The organism is Variovorax monticola, assembly GCF_051216855.1.
Taxonomy (GTDB): Bacteria; Pseudomonadota; Gammaproteobacteria; order Burkholderiales; family Burkholderiaceae_C; genus Variovorax.
The window spans coordinates 174,087-189,939 of record NZ_JBPJZP010000009.1 but is presented as its reverse complement, the minus strand read 5'-3'; the positions used below and the strand labels follow the sequence as shown (position 1 = coordinate 189,939).

Annotated in this window: 17 protein-coding genes; 14 read left to right on the top strand and 3 right to left on the bottom strand. The window is 68.5% G+C overall.

Annotated elements, in window-relative coordinates:
• The first annotated feature begins 63 nt into the window (after window positions 1-63).
• From ACSFA5_RS30350 to ACSFA5_RS30325, 6 genes are all read left to right on the top strand, one after another.
• Window positions 64-777 carry a response regulator transcription factor gene (locus ACSFA5_RS30350; RefSeq protein ID WP_435447762.1) on the top strand — a complete coding sequence of 238 codons (714 nt, stop codon included), beginning with the start codon at window positions 64-66 and terminating at the stop codon, window positions 775-777.
• Window positions 770-2,191, top strand: coding sequence for a sensor histidine kinase (locus tag ACSFA5_RS30345; RefSeq protein WP_435447761.1), 1,422 nt, complete (start codon window positions 770-772; stop codon window positions 2,189-2,191). The genes ACSFA5_RS30350 and ACSFA5_RS30345 overlap by 8 nt, the downstream gene beginning before the upstream one ends.
• A gap of 392 nt (window positions 2,192-2,583) precedes the next feature.
• Complete coding sequence (locus tag ACSFA5_RS30340; RefSeq protein WP_435447760.1) at window positions 2,584-2,853, top strand: hypothetical protein; 270 nt, start codon at window positions 2,584-2,586, stop codon at window positions 2,851-2,853.
• Window positions 2,854-2,968: 115 nt separating this feature from the next.
• Window positions 2,969-3,949: a tripartite tricarboxylate transporter substrate binding protein gene (locus ACSFA5_RS30335; RefSeq protein WP_435447759.1), complete on the top strand. Its 981-nt coding sequence runs from the start codon at window positions 2,969-2,971 to the stop codon at window positions 3,947-3,949.
• A 50-nt stretch (window positions 3,950-3,999) separates the two neighbouring features.
• Window positions 4,000-4,299 (top strand): YciI family protein, encoded by a 300-nt coding sequence (locus ACSFA5_RS30330; RefSeq protein WP_435447758.1) that lies wholly within the window; start codon window positions 4,000-4,002, stop codon window positions 4,297-4,299.
• Window positions 4,300-4,402: 103 nt separating this feature from the next.
• The gene (locus ACSFA5_RS30325) at window positions 4,403-5,923 is read left to right on the top strand and encodes a methyl-accepting chemotaxis protein (RefSeq protein ID WP_435447757.1); all 1,521 of its coding nucleotides are present in this window, start codon (window positions 4,403-4,405) and stop codon (window positions 5,921-5,923) included.
• Between the two features lies 1 nt (window position 5,924).
• Here the strand turns inward: ACSFA5_RS30325 and ACSFA5_RS30320 are convergent, their stop codons facing one another.
• Complete coding sequence (locus ACSFA5_RS30320; protein ID WP_435447756.1) at window positions 5,925-7,061, bottom strand: iron-containing alcohol dehydrogenase; 1,137 nt, start codon at window positions 7,059-7,061, stop codon at window positions 5,925-5,927.
• 133 nt (window positions 7,062-7,194) lie between these two features.
• On the opposite strand from ACSFA5_RS30320, the gene ACSFA5_RS30315 reads away from it, so the two are divergent.
• Window positions 7,195-8,118 (top strand): alpha/beta hydrolase, encoded by a 924-nt coding sequence (locus ACSFA5_RS30315; protein WP_435447957.1) that lies wholly within the window; start codon window positions 7,195-7,197, stop codon window positions 8,116-8,118.
• 67 nt (window positions 8,119-8,185) lie between these two features.
• Window positions 8,186-9,046, top strand: a complete 861-nt coding sequence (locus ACSFA5_RS30310) for a YbgC/FadM family acyl-CoA thioesterase (RefSeq protein ID WP_435447755.1) — start codon at window positions 8,186-8,188, stop codon at window positions 9,044-9,046.
• A 3-nt stretch (window positions 9,047-9,049) separates the two neighbouring features.
• On the opposite strand, the gene ACSFA5_RS30305 is transcribed toward ACSFA5_RS30310, so the two are convergent.
• Window positions 9,050-9,952 (bottom strand): hypothetical protein, encoded by a 903-nt coding sequence (locus ACSFA5_RS30305; protein WP_435447754.1) that lies wholly within the window; start codon window positions 9,950-9,952, stop codon window positions 9,050-9,052.
• Between the two features lie 143 nt (window positions 9,953-10,095).
• Window positions 10,096-11,049: a CAF17-like 4Fe-4S cluster assembly/insertion protein YgfZ gene (gene ygfZ / locus ACSFA5_RS30300; RefSeq protein WP_435447753.1), complete on the bottom strand. Its 954-nt coding sequence runs from the start codon at window positions 11,047-11,049 to the stop codon at window positions 10,096-10,098.
• A gap of 114 nt (window positions 11,050-11,163) precedes the next feature.
• Between ygfZ and mltG the strand changes: the two genes are divergently transcribed.
• The 6 genes from mltG to ACSFA5_RS30270 all read left to right on the top strand — a co-directional run bounded on the left by mltG (window position 11,164) and on the right by ACSFA5_RS30270 (window position 15,804).
• Entirely contained in the window at window positions 11,164-12,186 is a 1,023-nt protein-coding gene (gene mltG, locus ACSFA5_RS30295; RefSeq protein ID WP_435447752.1) for an endolytic transglycosylase MltG, read from the top strand.
• Window positions 12,183-12,851 carry a dTMP kinase gene (gene tmk, locus ACSFA5_RS30290; protein ID WP_435447751.1) on the top strand — a complete coding sequence of 223 codons (669 nt, stop codon included), beginning with the start codon at window positions 12,183-12,185 and terminating at the stop codon, window positions 12,849-12,851. Before mltG ends, tmk begins: the two co-directional genes overlap by 4 nt.
• Complete coding sequence (locus tag ACSFA5_RS30285; RefSeq protein ID WP_435447750.1) at window positions 12,848-13,861, top strand: DNA polymerase III subunit delta'; 1,014 nt, start codon at window positions 12,848-12,850, stop codon at window positions 13,859-13,861. The genes tmk and ACSFA5_RS30285 overlap by 4 nt, the downstream gene beginning before the upstream one ends.
• Window positions 13,858-14,238: a PilZ domain-containing protein gene (locus ACSFA5_RS30280; protein WP_435447749.1), complete on the top strand. Its 381-nt coding sequence runs from the start codon at window positions 13,858-13,860 to the stop codon at window positions 14,236-14,238. Before ACSFA5_RS30285 ends, ACSFA5_RS30280 begins: the two co-directional genes overlap by 4 nt.
• An 82-nt stretch (window positions 14,239-14,320) precedes the next feature.
• Complete coding sequence (locus ACSFA5_RS30275; protein ID WP_435447748.1) at window positions 14,321-15,127, top strand: TatD family hydrolase; 807 nt, start codon at window positions 14,321-14,323, stop codon at window positions 15,125-15,127.
• Window positions 15,124-15,804 carry an ankyrin repeat domain-containing protein gene (locus tag ACSFA5_RS30270; RefSeq protein ID WP_435447747.1) on the top strand — a complete coding sequence of 227 codons (681 nt, stop codon included), beginning with the start codon at window positions 15,124-15,126 and terminating at the stop codon, window positions 15,802-15,804. The genes ACSFA5_RS30275 and ACSFA5_RS30270 overlap by 4 nt, the downstream gene beginning before the upstream one ends.
• Window positions 15,805-15,853: the final 49 nt, after the last annotated feature.

Sequence of the window (15,853 nt, the reverse complement as noted above, 5' to 3'; positions counted from 1 at the left end):
GTGCAGCCGGTGCCGCATGTGGGAAACGGCCTGCAGTCAGGAAGACGCGGCATGATCCGCACCATGAGAATTCTGCTGATCGAAGACGACCGCAAGGCCGCGCGGCTGCTCGCGCGCGGGCTGCAGGAAGAGGGCTTCGTGGTCGACGTGGCGCACACGGCCGAAGAGGGCGACGAGGAGGCCTTCGTCATTGCCTACGACCTGATCGTGCTCGACTGGATGCTGCCCGGCAAGGACGGCCTCACGCTGTGCCGCGACCTGCGCCAGCGCGGCTGCAAGACCCCCGTGCTGATGCTCACCGCCCGCGACGCGCTGAGCGACCGCGTGGCCGGCCTGAACACCGGCGCCGACGACTACCTGACCAAGCCCTTCGCCTTCGACGAACTGCTGGCGCGTGTGCGCGCCTTGCTGCGCCGCTCGGAGATCATGCGGCCCGTGGTGTTGGCGCTGGCCGACCTGAGCCTGGACCCCATGAGCCAGCGCGTGCAGCGCGGCGGCATGGTGCTGGAGCTGACGCACAAGGAGTTCGCCATCCTTCAGATATTGCTGCGCCACGTGGGCGAGGTGGTGAGCCGCTCGCGCCTGGCCGAGCAGGTGTGGAAGGACGACCTGATCGCCATCGACAACCTGATCGACGTGCACATCGGCAACCTGCGCCGCAAGGTCGATGCGCCGCCGCACGTGCCGCTGATCCAGACAGTGCGCGGGCGCGGCTTCAGGCTGGCCGTGGCCGACGAGAACAGCGGCGGCCCCGGCAGCCTGGCCGGGCATGCTTAGCTTTCGCAAGCGGCTGGCGCTGGCCCACGTCAGCGTGATCGTGGTGGTGATGGCCATCGCTGCCTTCGGCTCGTACCTGGTGTTCTCGCGCAACGTGCACCGCGAGCTCGACGCGGCGCTGCTCGCGCTGGCCGAAACCGAAATGGGCATGCTGCTGTCGGCCGGCGAGGGCGACACCGTCATCGTGCACGAGGCCCCGCCCGGGCCCGGTGCGCCGTCGTTCGTGCGGCTCGACCGGCTGGTGCAGATCGTCGATGCCGAGGGGCGCGTGCTGGCGCGCAGCGCCAACCTCGGCGAGGCGCAGTTGCCCATTCCCCCTGTGCTGCGCGAGCGGCTCGCCGCGGGCGAGACCGTGTTCGAAACGCTCAACGGCTTCGGCGAGGAACCCACGCGCATGGTGTCGGTGCCCCTGCCCGACGGTGCGGCAGGCAAGGGAGCCCTGCTGGCCGTGCAGGTGGCAGGCTCGCTGGACGACGTGAACCGCACCGTGGCCATGGCCAGCGTGCTGTTCGTCATTCTGGGCGGTGCGTTGCTGCTGGCACTGGGCGCGGCGGGCGCGTTGATCACCCGGCGCGCCTTCGGCGCCATCGACGATGTGGTGCAGCAGGCGCACCGCATCGGCGATGCGAACCTGGGCGAGCGGCTGCCGCACCCGGGCACGAACGACGAGATCGGCCGGCTGGTCGACACCCTCAACGCCATGCTGGCGCGCATCGAGCACGGCATGGAGGCGCAGCGGCGCTTCACGTCCGACGCCTCGCACGAGCTGCGCTCGCCGCTGTCGCGCCTGCGCACCGAGCTGGAGCTGGCCCTGCGCCGGCCGCGCGAGCCGGCGGCGTATGTGGAAACGCTGCATTCCTCGCTGGAGGAGGTGGAGTCGCTCACGCTGCTGGTCGAAGAGCTGCTGGTGCTGGCCCGGCTCGACGCGGGGCAGGAGCGCGACGCGGCGGAGACGGTGTCGTTGAACGTGCTCGCGGAAGAGGCCGTTCGGCGGCTGGAGCCGATGGCCAGGGAGCGGCGGCTGGAACTGCTGCTGGAGCCTGCACCGCCCGTGGCCGCGCGGGTGGCACGCGGCGCGGCGAGCCTGGCGCTGGCCAACCTGCTGGACAACGCGCTCAAGTTCTCGCCGGCCGGCACCACGGTGCGCGTGAGCCTGCGCGCGGACGTGGAGGCGAACGAGGCCGTCATCAGCGTTTCGGACCGCGGGCCCGGTATTCGCGGCGACGAACTCCCGCACCTGTTCGAGCGCTTCTACCGCGGTGCCACCGCGCGCTCGGACGAGAAGACGCCGGGCCTCGGGTTGGGCCTGGCGCTGTCGCAGGCCGTGGTGCATGCGCACGGCGGGCGCATCGAGGCGGCGAACGAAAGCAGCGGTGGTGCGCGCTTCGACATGAGCTTGCCGTTGGCGCGTTGAGCTTGCTTCGTTGCTGAGAGCGTTTTTTCAGGGGTTCTTGTTCAGAGCTCTTGTTTCACACGCTGGCACAGCGCCCATGGAGCCTGCGCGCGGCGCATTTCATAAGCTGCATTTGTTGGCGGTTGCCTAGACTTTCGTGCCGCGTGGAACGGCTACTTCGGTGGGCTCTTCTCTAAAGTGAATGCCCCTGTCACTCAACAACCCAACAAGGGAACAAGGAAGGCGCAACACACACAGCCACTGAGACGTTTGAAGGCTGCTTGCCTCGCGGCAGGTCGTCGGTGCGAAAGCAGCGATGCGTATGCGAGGTATCAAAGGCGACGGCCGGGGTGCAGGAACACCCCGGCCGTCTGACCAAATCAGTGCAACCACCTCAAAGGAGACGCACAAAAATGGCTACCAAGACTATAGCCCGGCCACCCACGCCCGGCACTTCCGAAGACAACGCCCAAGACCCGGCGGATCGTCTCGAAAACACCCTCGCTCAACTCGAAGCCCTTCTGTGGGTCTGCCACGGGGAAGACATCGATTGGTGCAGCGGCAGCGGGCCTCGGCAACTGGACAACCTGCTTTGGCTTGCGGCTGAACTGGCGCGCAAGGCTGGAGAACTGTTTCAGATGAGCGAGAAGGCGCGACGCGGAACGCGTGAGACCGGCAGTTAGCGGCCGGTCAACCGCCCAAAGCACAACGCAGGGGCAAACCCTGACCGCCTCCCCAACGCGGCACTTCGAGAATGGACCGATCCATTCCGGAACAACGAAGAGGGGTTCGCACCACATGTCTCACGCCACGCTGTCTCGCCGCAAGTTCACGCTCGCCACTGCCGCCGCGAGCCTTGCCTTGCCCTCCTTTGCGCAGACCGCGTGGCCCGGCAAGCCGATTCGCATCGTGGTGCCGTACACGCCCGGCGGGTTCACCGACCAGATGGCGCGGCTGGTGCAGATCGGCCTGCAGACGCGCCTGGGCCAGCCCGTGCTGATCGACAACAAGCCCGGCGCCAACAGCCTCATCGGCGTGGATGCGATCGCCAAGGCGCCGCCCGACGGCAGCACCTTCGGCGTCGTCATTGCCGCCTACGCGGCCAACACCACGCTGTACCCCAAGCTGCCCTACGACCCGCGCAAGGACCTCACCGGCGTGTCGCTGATGGGCGTGTCGCCGCTGCTGGCCGCGGTGAACGTCGACGCGCCGTTCAAGACGGCGCGCGAGCTCATCGACTTCGCGCGCGCGAACCCCGGCAAGGTGAGCTTCGGGTCGTCGGGCAACGGCTCGGCCGCGCACCTGACCACCGAGCTGTGGAAGTCGCTCACGCAGACCTACATGATCCACATCCCGTACCGTGGCGCCGTGCCCGCGCTCACCGACCTGATGGGCGGGCAGATCCAGCTGTTCTTCGATGCGCCCACCGGGCTCATCAACCAGGCCAAGGCGGGCAAGGTGCGGCTGATCGGCGTGGCGGGCGACAAGCGCCTGGCGGCCGTGCCCGACGTGCCCACCTTCATCGAACAGGGCTTCGCGGGCTTCACCGGCAGCACCTGGGCGGGCATGCTGGCGCCGGCGGGCACGCCGCGCGACATCGTCAGGCGCATGTCCGACGAAGTGGCGCGCATCGTCAAGAGCGACGACACGCGCGCAAAGCTCGACGCCATGGGCACCATTCCGGCGGGCAGCACGCCCGAAGAGTTCGACGCCTTCATCACGGCGGAGACGGCCAAGTGGGGCAAAGTCATTCGCACGGCCGGGGTCAAGGCGGAGTAGGTCTCGGCGAGCGCCCGGTGGCTGGCACGGCAGGTGCTTGCCCTGCCGCCATGAAGCACTTCATCGTCGAAATCAGCTACCTCGTGCCGCTGGCGCGCATCCAGGAATCGGTGCCCGCGCACCGCGCCTACCTTCAACTCGGCTACGACGCCGGCCTGCTCTTGTGTTCGGGGCCCAAGGTGCCCGCGACCGGCGGCTTCCTGCTGGCCCGCGCCGCATCGCTGGAGGCCTTGCAGGCCTTCTTCGCCGAAGACCCGTTCAGCACCGAGCGGCTGGCCAGCTTCACGTTCAGCGAGTTCAACCCCGTCAAGCGCCAGGGCTGGGCCGAAGCCTGGTTCAGCGAAAGCTGACGTGTAAAGACTGCTTGCTTGGTTGCACACAGGGCTCAAGGTTCCGGCAGCGCTGCCGATAGACAGAAATACCTCACTTCCTTTCTGCCCAGCGCCACCCTTCATGAAGCTCCGAACCCGAATCCTCTTCCTGTGCGCGGCGGCATTGCTCGGCATGGTCGTGCTGGCCTCCGTCTCGCTGTCGACACTGCGCCAATCGATGATGAAGGAACGTACGGCGCAGCTCTCCACGCTGGTGGTACTGGCCAACTCCTCCCTCGAACGCCTGTACGAGCAGGAAAAGTCGGGCGAACTCACGCGCGACCAGGCGCAGAAAGAGGCGAAGAAGCTCATCGGCAGCCTGCGCAAGGACGAGCTCTACTTCTTCGTGCGCGGCTACACCAACGACGTCAACTACGTGCACCCCAACCCCAAGCGCGTGGGCATCGTGGACGCCAAGGGCGGCAAGGAAGCCGGCGAGCGCTACCGCGCCGCGCTGGCGGGAAAGACGGTCGCCACGCTCACGGCCTACGGCACCCGCCCCGGGGCGAAGGAAGAGGTGCAGAAGCTCTACGCCATCGTCAAGTTCGAGCCCTGGGACTGGATCGTCGGCTTCGGCGACTACATCGACGACATCGACACCGCCTTCTGGCGCAACACGGTGATCCTGCTGGCCATCGGCGGCGTGCTCATGGTGGTCGTGGGCGGCATGGCCTGGGGCATGGCGCGCAACCTGTACCGCCAGCTCGGCGGCGAGCCCGGCTACGCCTCCGAGGTGGTGCGCCGGATCGGCGCGGGCGACCTGGGCGTCGAGGTGCGGCTGCGCCCGGGCGACACCGCAAGCCTGCTGCACGCGATGCACCAGATGCAGCGCAGCCTGGCCGGCACGGTGGCCGAGATTCGCGGCTCCACCGACACCATCGCCACGGCCAGCGGCCAGATCGCCTCGGGCAACCTCGACCTGTCTTCACGCACCGAGGAACAGGCCAGCTCGCTGGAGCAGACCGCTGCGTCGATGGAAGAACTCACCTCCACCGTGAAGCAGAACGCCGACAACGCGCGCCAGGCCAACCAGCTGGCCGTGTCGGCCTCCGAGGTCGCGGTGCGCGGCGGCAACGTGGTCGGGCAGGTGGTGGACACCATGGGCTCGATCAACGCGTCGTCGAAAAAGATCGTCGACATCATCGGCGTGATCGACGGCATCGCGTTCCAGACGAACATCCTGGCGCTGAACGCCGCAGTGGAAGCGGCGCGTGCCGGCGAGCAGGGCCGCGGCTTCGCGGTGGTGGCCTCGGAAGTGCGCAACCTGGCGCAGCGATCGGCCGGCGCGGCCAAGGAAATCAAGACGCTGATCGGCGACTCGGTCGAGAAGGTCGGCACGGGCAGCGAGCAGGTGGCCGAGGCCGGCAAGACCATGCAGGAAATCGTGGCCAGCGTGCGCCGGGTGACTGACATCATGGGCGAGATCATGGCCGCGAGCCAGGAGCAGACCACCGGCATCGAGCAGATCAACCAGGCCATCAGCCAGATGGACCAGGCCACGCAGCAGAACGCCGCGCTGGTCGAGCAAGCCGCGGCGGCCGCCGGTTCGCTGCAGGAACAGGCCGGCAGCCTGGTTCACGCAGTGAGCGTGTTCAAGGTCTGAGCTACATCGAGGCTTCGAGCATGGCCGTGTAGTCGTCGCGCGAGGCCAGCCGCGGGTTGGTCTTGTGGCAATGGTCGGCCATGGCGCCGTCGATGATCTTCTCGAACATCGCGGGCGTGACACCCACTTCGGCCAGGCCCTTGGGCAGTCCGAGCCGCGCATTCATGTCGCGGATGGCGTCGCCCAGGTCGCCCGCCGAATCCAGGTGCATGGCCTGCGCCATGCGCTGCAGGCGTTGCTCTTTCTGCACCGACTCGGCACCCGCGTTGAAGTGGATCACCGCAGGCAGGAAGAGGGCGTTGAGCGTGCCGTGGTGCAGGCGCGGATCGACCCCGCCCAGGCTGTGGCTCAGCGAATGCACGCAGCCCAGGCCCTTCTGGAAGGCCATGGCGCCCTGCATCGACGCGCTCATGAGGTTCAGGCGCGCCTCGCGGTCGCTGCCGTCTTTGGTCGCGCGTTCGATGTGGCCCCACGCGCGCTCCAGCCCGTCCAGGCCGATGCCGTCGGCCGGCGGGTTGAAGGCGGCCGACATGAAGGTTTCCATGCAGTGCGCAATGGCGTCCATGCCGGTGGCGGCCGTGAGCCGGGGCGGCAGGCCCAGCGTGAGCTCGGGGTCGCAGATGGCGGCCTTGGGCATCAGGAACCAGCTGTGAAAGCCCAGCTTTCGGTGGTCGTCCACGATGACGATGGCGCCGCGCGCCACCTCGCTGCCCGTGCCGCTGGTGGTGGGCACCGCGATCAGCGGCACCGCGCGCTCGGTGATCTTCGGCGAGCCGCCTTCGATGGTGGCGTAGGTCTTGAGCGGGCCTTCGTGCGTGGCCGCGATGGCCACGCCCTTGGCGCAGTCGATGGCCGAGCCGCCGCCCACCGCAACGAGGCCGTCGCAACGTCCGCTGCGGTACAGCTCGACGGCGGCGCGCACGGCGGCTTCGGTCGGGTTGGAGGGCGTCTGGTCGAACACCGACACCTCAAGATCGGCGATGGCGTCGAGCGCTTTCTGCAGCACGCCGGCCGCGCGCACGCCGGCATCGGTCACGATGAGCGGGCGGTGGATGCCGATGCGCGCGCATTCGCTGGACAGCAGCCGGATGGCGCCGAATTCGAACTGGATCTGGGTGAGGTATTGGATGAGGGCCATGGGTGTGCGGATGCTCCGGGCGGTACGATTGCCGACCAGCCAAATCTAACAAGAGCGAACCGTCTTGCCCACGAAAGAAACCCTTGCCGCTGTCGCGCCCGGAACACCGCAGACCTCACGCCTCACGCCGAAGATGGCCAGCGTGGTCGAGCGCATGGCGCGTGCCGGCCACCCACCGCTCGACCAACTGACGCCCGAGGAGGCCAAGGCCTCGTACGAAAAAGGCGCGGGCGTGCTCGAGGTGCCCAAGCCCGAGCTGGCGCGCATCGAAGACTTCGCCATTGCCGCGCGCGACGGCTTCGCGATGCCGGCACGGCTGTACGCGCCGTCTTTGCCGTCCGCCGGGGTGCTGCCCGCGCTGATGTACTTTCATGGCGGCGGCTTCACGGTCGGCAACATCCGCACGCACGACACGCTGTGCCGCGTGCTGAGCCACAAGAGCGGTTGCGCGGTGGTGTCGGTGGACTACCGGCTCGCGCCGGCCCACAAGTTCCCGACCGCGTCGAACGACGCGTGGGACGCCTTCCAGTTCATTGCCGGCAAGGGCGCGGACCTGGGCCTCGACCCGGCAAGGCTGGCGGTCGGCGGCGACAGCGCGGGCGGCACGCTCGCGGCCGTGTGCGCAATTCTTGCGCGCGACGCGGGCCTGCCGCTGGCGCTGCAGATGCTGATCTACCCGGGCACCGCCGCGCACCAGGACACGGCCTCGCACGCGCGCCAAGCCGAGGGCCCGCTGCTGACGAAGGCCATGATCGATTTCTTCTTCGCGCAGTACGTTCGCACGCGCGCCGACCGCGACGACTGGCGCTTTGCGCCGCTGCTGGCCGACGACGTCGAAGGCGTGGCGCCGGCCTGGATCGCGCTGGCCGAATGCGATCCGGTGGTCGACGAAGGCATCGCCTATGCCGACAAGCTGCGCGCCGCGGGCGTGCCGGTCGACCTGGAGATCTATCGCGGCGTGATCCACGAGTTCATCAAGATGGGCCGGGCGATTCCCGAGGCGCTGCAGGCGCAGGACGACGCGGCTCGGGCGCTGCGCGAGGCCTTGCAGCCTTGAGCGCGGCTGCCGCGTTCCAACTGCGGCTGCCGTTCCAAAATTTTCAAGACCTTTCCGGAGACAAAGAATGCAACGCAGCGATTTCCGTTTTTTTCACCGCCTGCGCGTGCGCTGGGCCGAAGTCGACATGCAGAAGATCGTGTTCAACGCGCACTACCTGATGTATTTCGACACCGCCATCTCGGACTACTGGCGCGCGCTGGCGCTGCCGTACGAAGAGGCGATGCAGTCGCTGGGCGGCGACCTGTACGTGCGCAAGGCGACCATCGACTTTCGCGGCTCCGCGCGCATGGACGACATGCTCGACGTGGGCATGCGCTGCGTGCGCGTCGGCACGTCGTCGATGGTGTTCGAGGGCGGGCTGTTCCGCCAGGACCAGTTTCTGGTCGGCTGCGAGCTGGTCTATGTGTTCGCCGACCCGGCCACGCAGACATCGAAGCCGGTGCCGCAGGTGCTGCGCGACGTGCTCACAGGCTACGAGGCCGGCGAGACGATGCGCACCGTGGAGACGGGCGAATGGGCCGCGCTGGGCGAAGGCGCGGGGGCGTTGCGGCGCGCCGTGTTCATCGAGGAGCAGAACATTCCCGAATCGCTGGAGTGGGACGCGCACGACCCGGTGGTGCTGCATGCGGTGGCGCGCAACCGGCTGGGCCAGGTCATTGCCACGGGCCGGCTGCTGCACGCGGAAGACGGCGTGTCGCACATCGGGCGCATGGCGGTGCACCGCAACCTGCGCAGCGGCGGACATGGCGCGGCCGTGGTGCGGGTGCTCGAAGAGGCCGCGCAGGCACGCGGCGACCGCGAGGTGGCGCTGAACGCGCAGCGCAGCGCCGAGCGCTTCTATGCGCGGCTCGGCTATGCGGTGCACGGCGAAGGCTTCGAGGAAGCCGGCATCCCGCACATCGAGATGCGCCGCGCCCTGCGCTGAGCGTCAGTCGCGCGGCGGCGGGTCGGGCACGTAGCCCGCGTCGGAACCCGGGAACGCCGACGGGCCTGCCGGGCGCGGCCAACGTGGCGAAGGCGGCGAAGGCGGCACCGGAATCACGCCCGCCGCCACGAGGTTCTCGCGGCTGTCGTAGCGGATGCGCACCACCTCGTCGGGCGACGACTGCGCGCGCTCGAAGGTGGTCTTGCCGACGTAAGAGGTTTCGCGGCGGCCGTGCGCGGTGCCCAGGCTCGGGCTGGGCGCTGGCTGGCGGGCCATGCTGCCGGCGGGGGCCTCGGCGGCAGCGGCACTGTCGGCCGGCGCCGCTTTTGCACGCGCATCACCCATCGACGACGACTCGCTGCGCCGCTCGCGGTCACCGTATTCGTCGCGCCGCGGATACGGCGTGACGACGGGCGGCGGTTCCGGCATGCGCTCGCGGAACAGCGCGACGCCGATCACGCCCACGTCGTCGGGGCGGCCGGTGCGGCTGGCGTAGGAGTTGCCGGCCGCGGCGAACTCGAAGGCCGCGATCTGCGAATCGCTCTTGCGCCAGCCGGTGATGTCGCTGCGTTCGCGCGGGCCGTACACGTAGCCGTTCTGCCCGACGCCTGCGGTCTCGCCGGTGACGACGTTCACGCCGTCCACCGACATCACGGCCATGACGCGCTCGCCCATCGCATTGCGCGCCCGGATGGCATAACGCGCGCCGGGGCGCCCGGCCACCCAGTAGTCGCCGCGGTGGCGGTAGAGGGGCAGCTCGGCGCCGGTGCCTCGGTCGACCACGCTGATCTGCATGAGCGAGCCGATGCGTACCGAGGGCTGGCTCTGCGCCCAGGCCGGGAGGGCCGCGGCCGCAGCCATGGCGCCGAGTGCGGCCAGGGCGGTGGAAAAGAATCTGCGCTGCATGGGTCTTCCTTGCCGGGAGTGGATCGATGCAGGCTTCTACGGCGCAGCATCGGCGGCGGGGTTAAACGGCAGGCAAAAAAATGGCGATATCAATTCGATAGCGCCATTCGCAGAGTGAGCGCCCGTTTCCGGGCGAAATTGCCTTAAATATCTTCGAGCAGGGCGTACGGCAGCGGCTCGACGGTGAGCGCCGGGCCGCTCGCCGAGCCGGCACGCAGGCCACCGGCTTCGAGGGCCGATATCTGCATCGAGATGAGGGCGGCCCAGCCACCGCCGGGCGCCGAAGCGGCTTGCGCCACGGTGCCCACGGGCTGCTCGGCGTCGCCGGCGGCAAACACGTCCTGGCCGGCGGCCAAGGGTGCATCGGCCTGAACGAGGTAGGTGCGGCGCTTCAGGGTGCCGCGGAACTGGCTGCGCGCCACCACTTCCTGGCCGGGGTAGCAGCCCTTCTTGAAGTTGACGCCGCCCACCGATTCGTAATTGATCATCTGCGGCACGAAGGCCTCGACGACCGGCGTGGTCAGCGTGACGATGCCGCTGCGCACCTCGCTCCATTGCCACAGTTCGGCGTCGAGCGGGGCGCCCACGGGGGCTGCATGGCCGGCCGGCGCGATCCACAGGGCGCGCGGAATGCGGTCGGCCGGGTACAGCGAGACCACGCTCACGGCGTCGCCCACGGCCGTGCGCTTGCCGGGCAGGGCGGCGGCGGCGAGGCCGTTGGCGGTCAGCGCGGTGCCGGCCAGGCCGTACAACGCGAACTGCTCGGTGGCGTCGGTCAGCTTCACCTTGGCGCGCAGCACGAACATCGACAGGCGCTTGAGCGTCGCGGCCAGGATGTCGCGGCTGCACACCAGCAGAACCAGCTCGGGTTGCGGCTTGATGCCGATGAAACTTGCGATCACACGGCCCTTGGCGGTGCACAGCGCCGCCAGCCGGGCGTCGGCGCCGTCGAGCAGCGAGAAGTCCTGCGTGAGCTGGCCGTGCAGGAAGCTGGCGGCGTCGGGGCCCTCTGCACGGATCACCCCGAGCTGGCCCGAGGCGGCCGAGGGGCTGGACAGGGAGAGGGCGGCAACGCCATTGAGAACGACTGTGGTCATCGCTGAATTATCATGGCCGGGCCTGTTCCTTCGGTACGGCAGGGACTCCCGCTCCGCGGCCCGCCGGGCCACGCTTTTTCTTTCGTGTTCCCCATCTTTTCTCGTATCGGACTCGTGCGCAGCTTCTTCCTCACGCTCTTCCTGCTCGCCGCCCTGGTCGCTCTTGCGCTCGGCGGTGCCGGCCTCTGGTGGGTGCACCAGCCGCTCAAGCTGCCGGCGCCCAGCGTCGACCTGTCCGTGGAACCCGGCACCACGCCGCGCGGCATTGCGCAGGCCGTGGCCGACACGGGCGTCGACGTGCAGCCGCAGTTGCTCTACCTGTGGTTCCGCGTGTCGGGCCAGGACCGCCAGATGCGCGCCGGCAGCTACGAACTGGAGCGCGGCGTCACGCCCAAGCTGCTGCTCAACGTGCTGGTGCGCGGCGAGGAAGCCACGCGCAGCGTGGTGCTGGTCGAGGGCTGGAACATCCGCCAGGTGCGCGCCGCGCTCGCCAAGGCCGACCAGCTCAAGCCCGACAGCGTCGACCTGACCGACGAGGCACTCATGACCAAGCTGGGCAAGCCCGGAGTGCACCCGGAAGGGCGCTTTTTTCCGGACACCTACACCTACTCGAAGGGCTCGACCGACGTCGCCCTGTTGCAGCGCGCGATGCGGGCCATGGACAAGAAGCTCGAGGCCGCGTGGGCCGCGCGCGCCTCCGACCTGCCACTGAAATCGGCCGACGAGGCCCTTGTTCTGGCCAGCATTGTCGAAAAGGAGACAGGCAAGGCGAATGACCGGGCGCAAATCGCCTCGGTCTTCACCAACCGCCTGCGCATCGGCATGCCGCTGCAGACCGACCCGACCGTCATCTACGGCATGGGCACCGGCTTCGACGGCAACCTGCGCAAGAAAGACCTGCAGACCGATACGCCCTGGAACACCTACACGCGCGGCGGCCTGCCGCCCACGCCGATCTCGATGCCCGGCAAGGCGGCGCTGCTGGCGGCCGTGCAGCCGGCGCAAAGCAAATCGCTGTATTTCGTTTCTCGCGGCGACGGCACCAGCCAGTTCAGCAGCTCGCTCGACGATCACAACCGCGCGGTCAACCGCTACCAGCGCGGCGGCGGCGATGCCAAGCCCAAGGCCACGCAATGAGTGACAACGGTCCCGGTCTTTTCCTGACGCTGGAAGGCATCGACGGCGCGGGCAAGTCCAGCCACCTCGACGCGCTGGAAGCGCTGTTCAGGGCGCAGGGCCGCGCGGTCGTGCGCACGCGCGAGCCCGGCGGCACGCCGCTGGCCGAAACGCTGCGCGGCCTGATCCTCGAGCAACCGATGGACCCGCTGACCGAGTCGCTGCTGGTGTTCGCCGCACGGCGCGACCACGTCGTGCAGGTCATCGAGCCGGCGCTGCTGCGCGGCGACGTGGTGCTGTGCGACCGGTTCACCGACGCCACCTTCGCCTACCAGGGCGCGGGGCGCGGTTTCGACGAACGTGTGTTGTCGGCGCTGGAGCAATGGGTGCAGGCGGGCAGGGCGGGGCAGGCTGCCTCGGCGCTGCTGCAGCCGCACATCACGCTGTGGTTCGACCTGGCGCCGCAGATCGCGGCGCAACGGCTGGCCGGCGCGCGCGTGCCCGACAAGTTCGAGGCCCAGCCGGTCGAGTTCTTCAGCCGCGTCGCGCTGGGCTATGCGGCCCGCGCGGCGGCCGATGCACAGCGCTTCGTTCGCATCGACGCCAGCCAGGCGCGTGACCAGGTCTGGCAGCAGGTCGAGACGGCGCTGCTGGCGCGCGGCGTGCTGGCCGGGGTTGCCCGATGAGCGCGCCCGTGTTGTCTCCCTGGCTGCGCCGTCCGCTCACCGAACTGCTGCGCCAGCGCGGCCATGCCTGGCTGCTGCAAGGCCCTTCGGGCATTGGCCAGTACGAGCTGGCCCTGGCGCTGGCCTCCGCCTGGCTGTGCGAACAGCCGACGCCCGAGGGCACCGCCTGCGGTCATTGCGCCAGCTGCCACGCCATCGAGGTGCGCACGCACGCCGACCTGTGCGTGCTGATGCCCGAGGTGGCCATGCAGGAGCTCGCCTGGCCGCTCGACGAAAAGGCGCAATCGGACATCGACGACAAGAAGCGCAAGGCCAGCCGCGAGATCCGCGTCGAGGCGATGCGCGACGCGGTCGGCTTCGCCCAGCGCACCAGCGCACGCGGGCGCGGCAAGGTGGTGCTGGTGTACCCGGCCGAGCGCATGAACAACATCACCGCCAACGCGCTGCTGAAGACGCTCGAAGAGCCGGTCGGCGACGTGCGCTTCGTGCTGGCGACGGAAGCCGCGTGGCAGCTGCTGCCCACCATTCGCAGCCGCTGCCTCGGGTTCACGCTGCCGTGGCCCGAGACCGCCGAGGCCGAGGCCTGGCTCGCCGCGCAGAACGTGCCCGCCGCCGATGCGGCCGCGCTGCTGCGCGCCGCCGGTGGCCGGCCCAGCGACGCCTTGCGGCTGGCGCGCTCGGGCCAGTCGCCCAAGGCGTGGTCCTTGCTTCCGAAAGCCGTGACGCGCGGCGACGTGGGGGCACTGTCAGATCACGCACCGGCGCAGGCGGTCGGTGCGCTGCAAAAGCTCTGCCATGACCTGATGGCGGTCGGCAACGGTGCCGAACCCCGGTTCTTCGAGGCGGCCGACCTGCCGGCCGCGCCGTCGCGGCTGGCGCTGGCGCGCTGGTCGAAGTCGCTGGCGAGTGCCGCCCGAACCGCCGAGCACCCCTTCAATGCGGGCCTGATGCTGGAAGCGCTTGTGAGCGAAGCGCGAACCACCCTAAACTCTGCCGCTCGCCGCCCATGAACCAACCTGTAGTCCCCGCAGCCCCCGCCCCGTCGCCTGCCCGGCCGAGCGTGATTCAGCTCGCCATCAAGGAAAAGGGCGCGCTGTATGCGGCGTACATCCCGTTGTTCGCGGAGGGCGGCATCTTCATTCCGACCGCGCGCGAATACCGGCTCGGCGACGACGTCTACGTGCTGCTCACGCTGCCCGAAGACCCGCAGCGCTATCCGGTGGCCGGCAAGGTCGCCTGGATCACGCCGCAGCGCGCGGCCGGCAACCGGGCGCCCGGCGTGGGCATCCGCTTTCCGTCGGACGAGAAATCGCGCCAGCTGAAGGCGCGCATCGAGGCCGCGCTCGGCGGCTCGATGGCCTCCGACCGCCCGACACAAACCATTTGAGCGTTTCGCCGTCCTTGTGACGCGGAACTCCGCAGGCGGCGCCATCTCCCACAGGAGCGAGCGTCGAAGCTCGCCATTTCCGATGTTCACAGACTCCCACTGCCACCTCACCTTTCCCGAGTTCGCGGACCAGATGCCGCAGATCCGCGCCGCCATGGCCGCCGCGCAGGTCGACCGGGCGCTCTGCATCTGCACCAAGCTCGAGGAGTTCGACGACGTGCAGGCGCTGGCCGCCAGCTACGACAACTTCTGGGCCAGCGTGGGCGTGCACCCCGACAACGAGGACATCGCCGAGCCCAGCGTCGAAGACCTGGTGCGGCTCGCGGCCCGGCCCCGCGTGGTGGCCATCGGCGAAACCGGCCTCGACTACTACCAGATGGAAGAACGCAAGGGCGGTCGCAGCATTTCCGACATGGAATGGCAGCGCGACCGCTTCCGCGTGCACATTCGCGCCGCGCAGCAAACGCGCAAGCCGCTGATCATCCACACGCGCGAAGCCTCGGCGGACACGCTGGCGATTTTGAAAGAGGAGGGCGAGGACGCCTCTTCCGGCGCGGCGGGCGGTGTTTTCCATTGCTTCACCGAAACCGCCGAGGTGGCGCGTGCCGCCCTCGACCTGGGTTTCTACATTTCGTTTTCCGGCATCCTGACCTTCAAGAAGGCCCAGGATCTGCGCGACGTGGCCGCTTTCGTGCCGCTCGATCGCATGCTGATCGAAACCGACAGCCCCTACCTGGCGCCCGTGCCGTACCGCGGCAAGACCAACAATCCGTCGTATGTGCCTTTTGTGGCGCAACAGATCGCCGAACTCAGAAACATGCCCGTGGAAGCCGTTGCGAAGGCCACGAGCGACAACTTCGAAACATTGTTCAGGGACGTCAAATCATGAAAAATTACTTTAAGAATTCGATATATCTCCTTGTCGTTGCTGCATCTTTTGTAGCACACGCAGGTTCGTTCGAGGACTTCTTCCGGGCCGTGCGCGGCGACAACGGCAGCGGGGTGCGCACCCTGCTGCAGCGCGGTTTCGACCCGAACACACTCGACGAGCATGGCCAGACCGGCCTGATGATTGCGCTGCGCGAGCCTTCGCCCAAGGTCATCCAGGTGCTGGTCGAGTCGCCGCAGACGAATGTGGACCTGGCCAACGCCAAGGGCGAAACGCCGCTGATGCTGGCTGCGATCAAAGGCCAGCAGGACCTTGTCACGCAGTTGCTCAAGCGCGACGCGGCCGTCAACAAGACCGGCTGGACGCCGCTGCACTACGCGGCCACCAGCGGTCAACTGACCATCATGAAGGTGCTGCTCGACAACTACGCCTTCATCGACGCGCAATCGCCCAACGGCTCCACGCCGCTGATGATGGCGGCGATGTACGGATCGGGCGAAGCCGTGAAGCTGCTGCTGGCCGAAGGAGCGGACACCACGATGAAGAACCAGCTCGGCATGACGGCGGTCGATTTCGCGAACAAGGCGGGCCGCGCGGAAGCCGCGTCGTTGATCACGGCGGCTGCCGCGGCAAGGGCGAATACACCCAAGGCGGTGCCGAAGGATGGGAAATGGTGAGTTCGGGGTGCCTTCAAGGGCCTTTGTTTAATTCACACAATGTGCATTA

Excerpts from the sequence above, each read along its gene's own strand:
- ACSFA5_RS30350 (WP_435447762.1), top strand. The coding sequence starts at position 64 with ATGAGAATTCTGCTGATCGAAGACGACCGCAAGGCCGCGCGGCTGCTC.
- ACSFA5_RS30345 (WP_435447761.1), top strand. The coding sequence starts at position 770 with ATGCTTAGCTTTCGCAAGCGGCTGGCGCTGGCCCACGTCAGCGTGATC.
- ACSFA5_RS30340 (WP_435447760.1), top strand. The coding sequence starts at position 2,584 with ATGGCTACCAAGACTATAGCCCGGCCACCCACGCCCGGCACTTCCGAA.
- ACSFA5_RS30335 (WP_435447759.1), top strand. The coding sequence starts at position 2,969 with ATGTCTCACGCCACGCTGTCTCGCCGCAAGTTCACGCTCGCCACTGCC.
- ACSFA5_RS30330 (WP_435447758.1), top strand. The coding sequence starts at position 4,000 with ATGAAGCACTTCATCGTCGAAATCAGCTACCTCGTGCCGCTGGCGCGC.
- ACSFA5_RS30325 (WP_435447757.1), top strand. The coding sequence starts at position 4,403 with ATGAAGCTCCGAACCCGAATCCTCTTCCTGTGCGCGGCGGCATTGCTC.
- ACSFA5_RS30320 (WP_435447756.1), bottom strand. The coding sequence starts at position 7,061 with ATGGCCCTCATCCAATACCTCACCCAGATCCAGTTCGAATTCGGCGCC.
- ACSFA5_RS30315 (WP_435447957.1), top strand. The coding sequence starts at position 7,195 with ATGGCCAGCGTGGTCGAGCGCATGGCGCGTGCCGGCCACCCACCGCTC.
- ACSFA5_RS30310 (WP_435447755.1), top strand. The coding sequence starts at position 8,186 with ATGCAACGCAGCGATTTCCGTTTTTTTCACCGCCTGCGCGTGCGCTGG.
- ACSFA5_RS30305 (WP_435447754.1), bottom strand. The coding sequence starts at position 9,952 with ATGCAGCGCAGATTCTTTTCCACCGCCCTGGCCGCACTCGGCGCCATG.
- ygfZ (WP_435447753.1), bottom strand. The coding sequence starts at position 11,049 with ATGACCACAGTCGTTCTCAATGGCGTTGCCGCCCTCTCCCTGTCCAGC.
- tmk (WP_435447751.1), top strand. The coding sequence starts at position 12,183 with ATGAGTGACAACGGTCCCGGTCTTTTCCTGACGCTGGAAGGCATCGAC.
- ACSFA5_RS30285 (WP_435447750.1), top strand. The coding sequence starts at position 12,848 with ATGAGCGCGCCCGTGTTGTCTCCCTGGCTGCGCCGTCCGCTCACCGAA.
- ACSFA5_RS30280 (WP_435447749.1), top strand. The coding sequence starts at position 13,858 with ATGAACCAACCTGTAGTCCCCGCAGCCCCCGCCCCGTCGCCTGCCCGG.
- ACSFA5_RS30275 (WP_435447748.1), top strand. The coding sequence starts at position 14,321 with ATGTTCACAGACTCCCACTGCCACCTCACCTTTCCCGAGTTCGCGGAC.
- ACSFA5_RS30270 (WP_435447747.1), top strand. The coding sequence starts at position 15,124 with ATGAAAAATTACTTTAAGAATTCGATATATCTCCTTGTCGTTGCTGCA.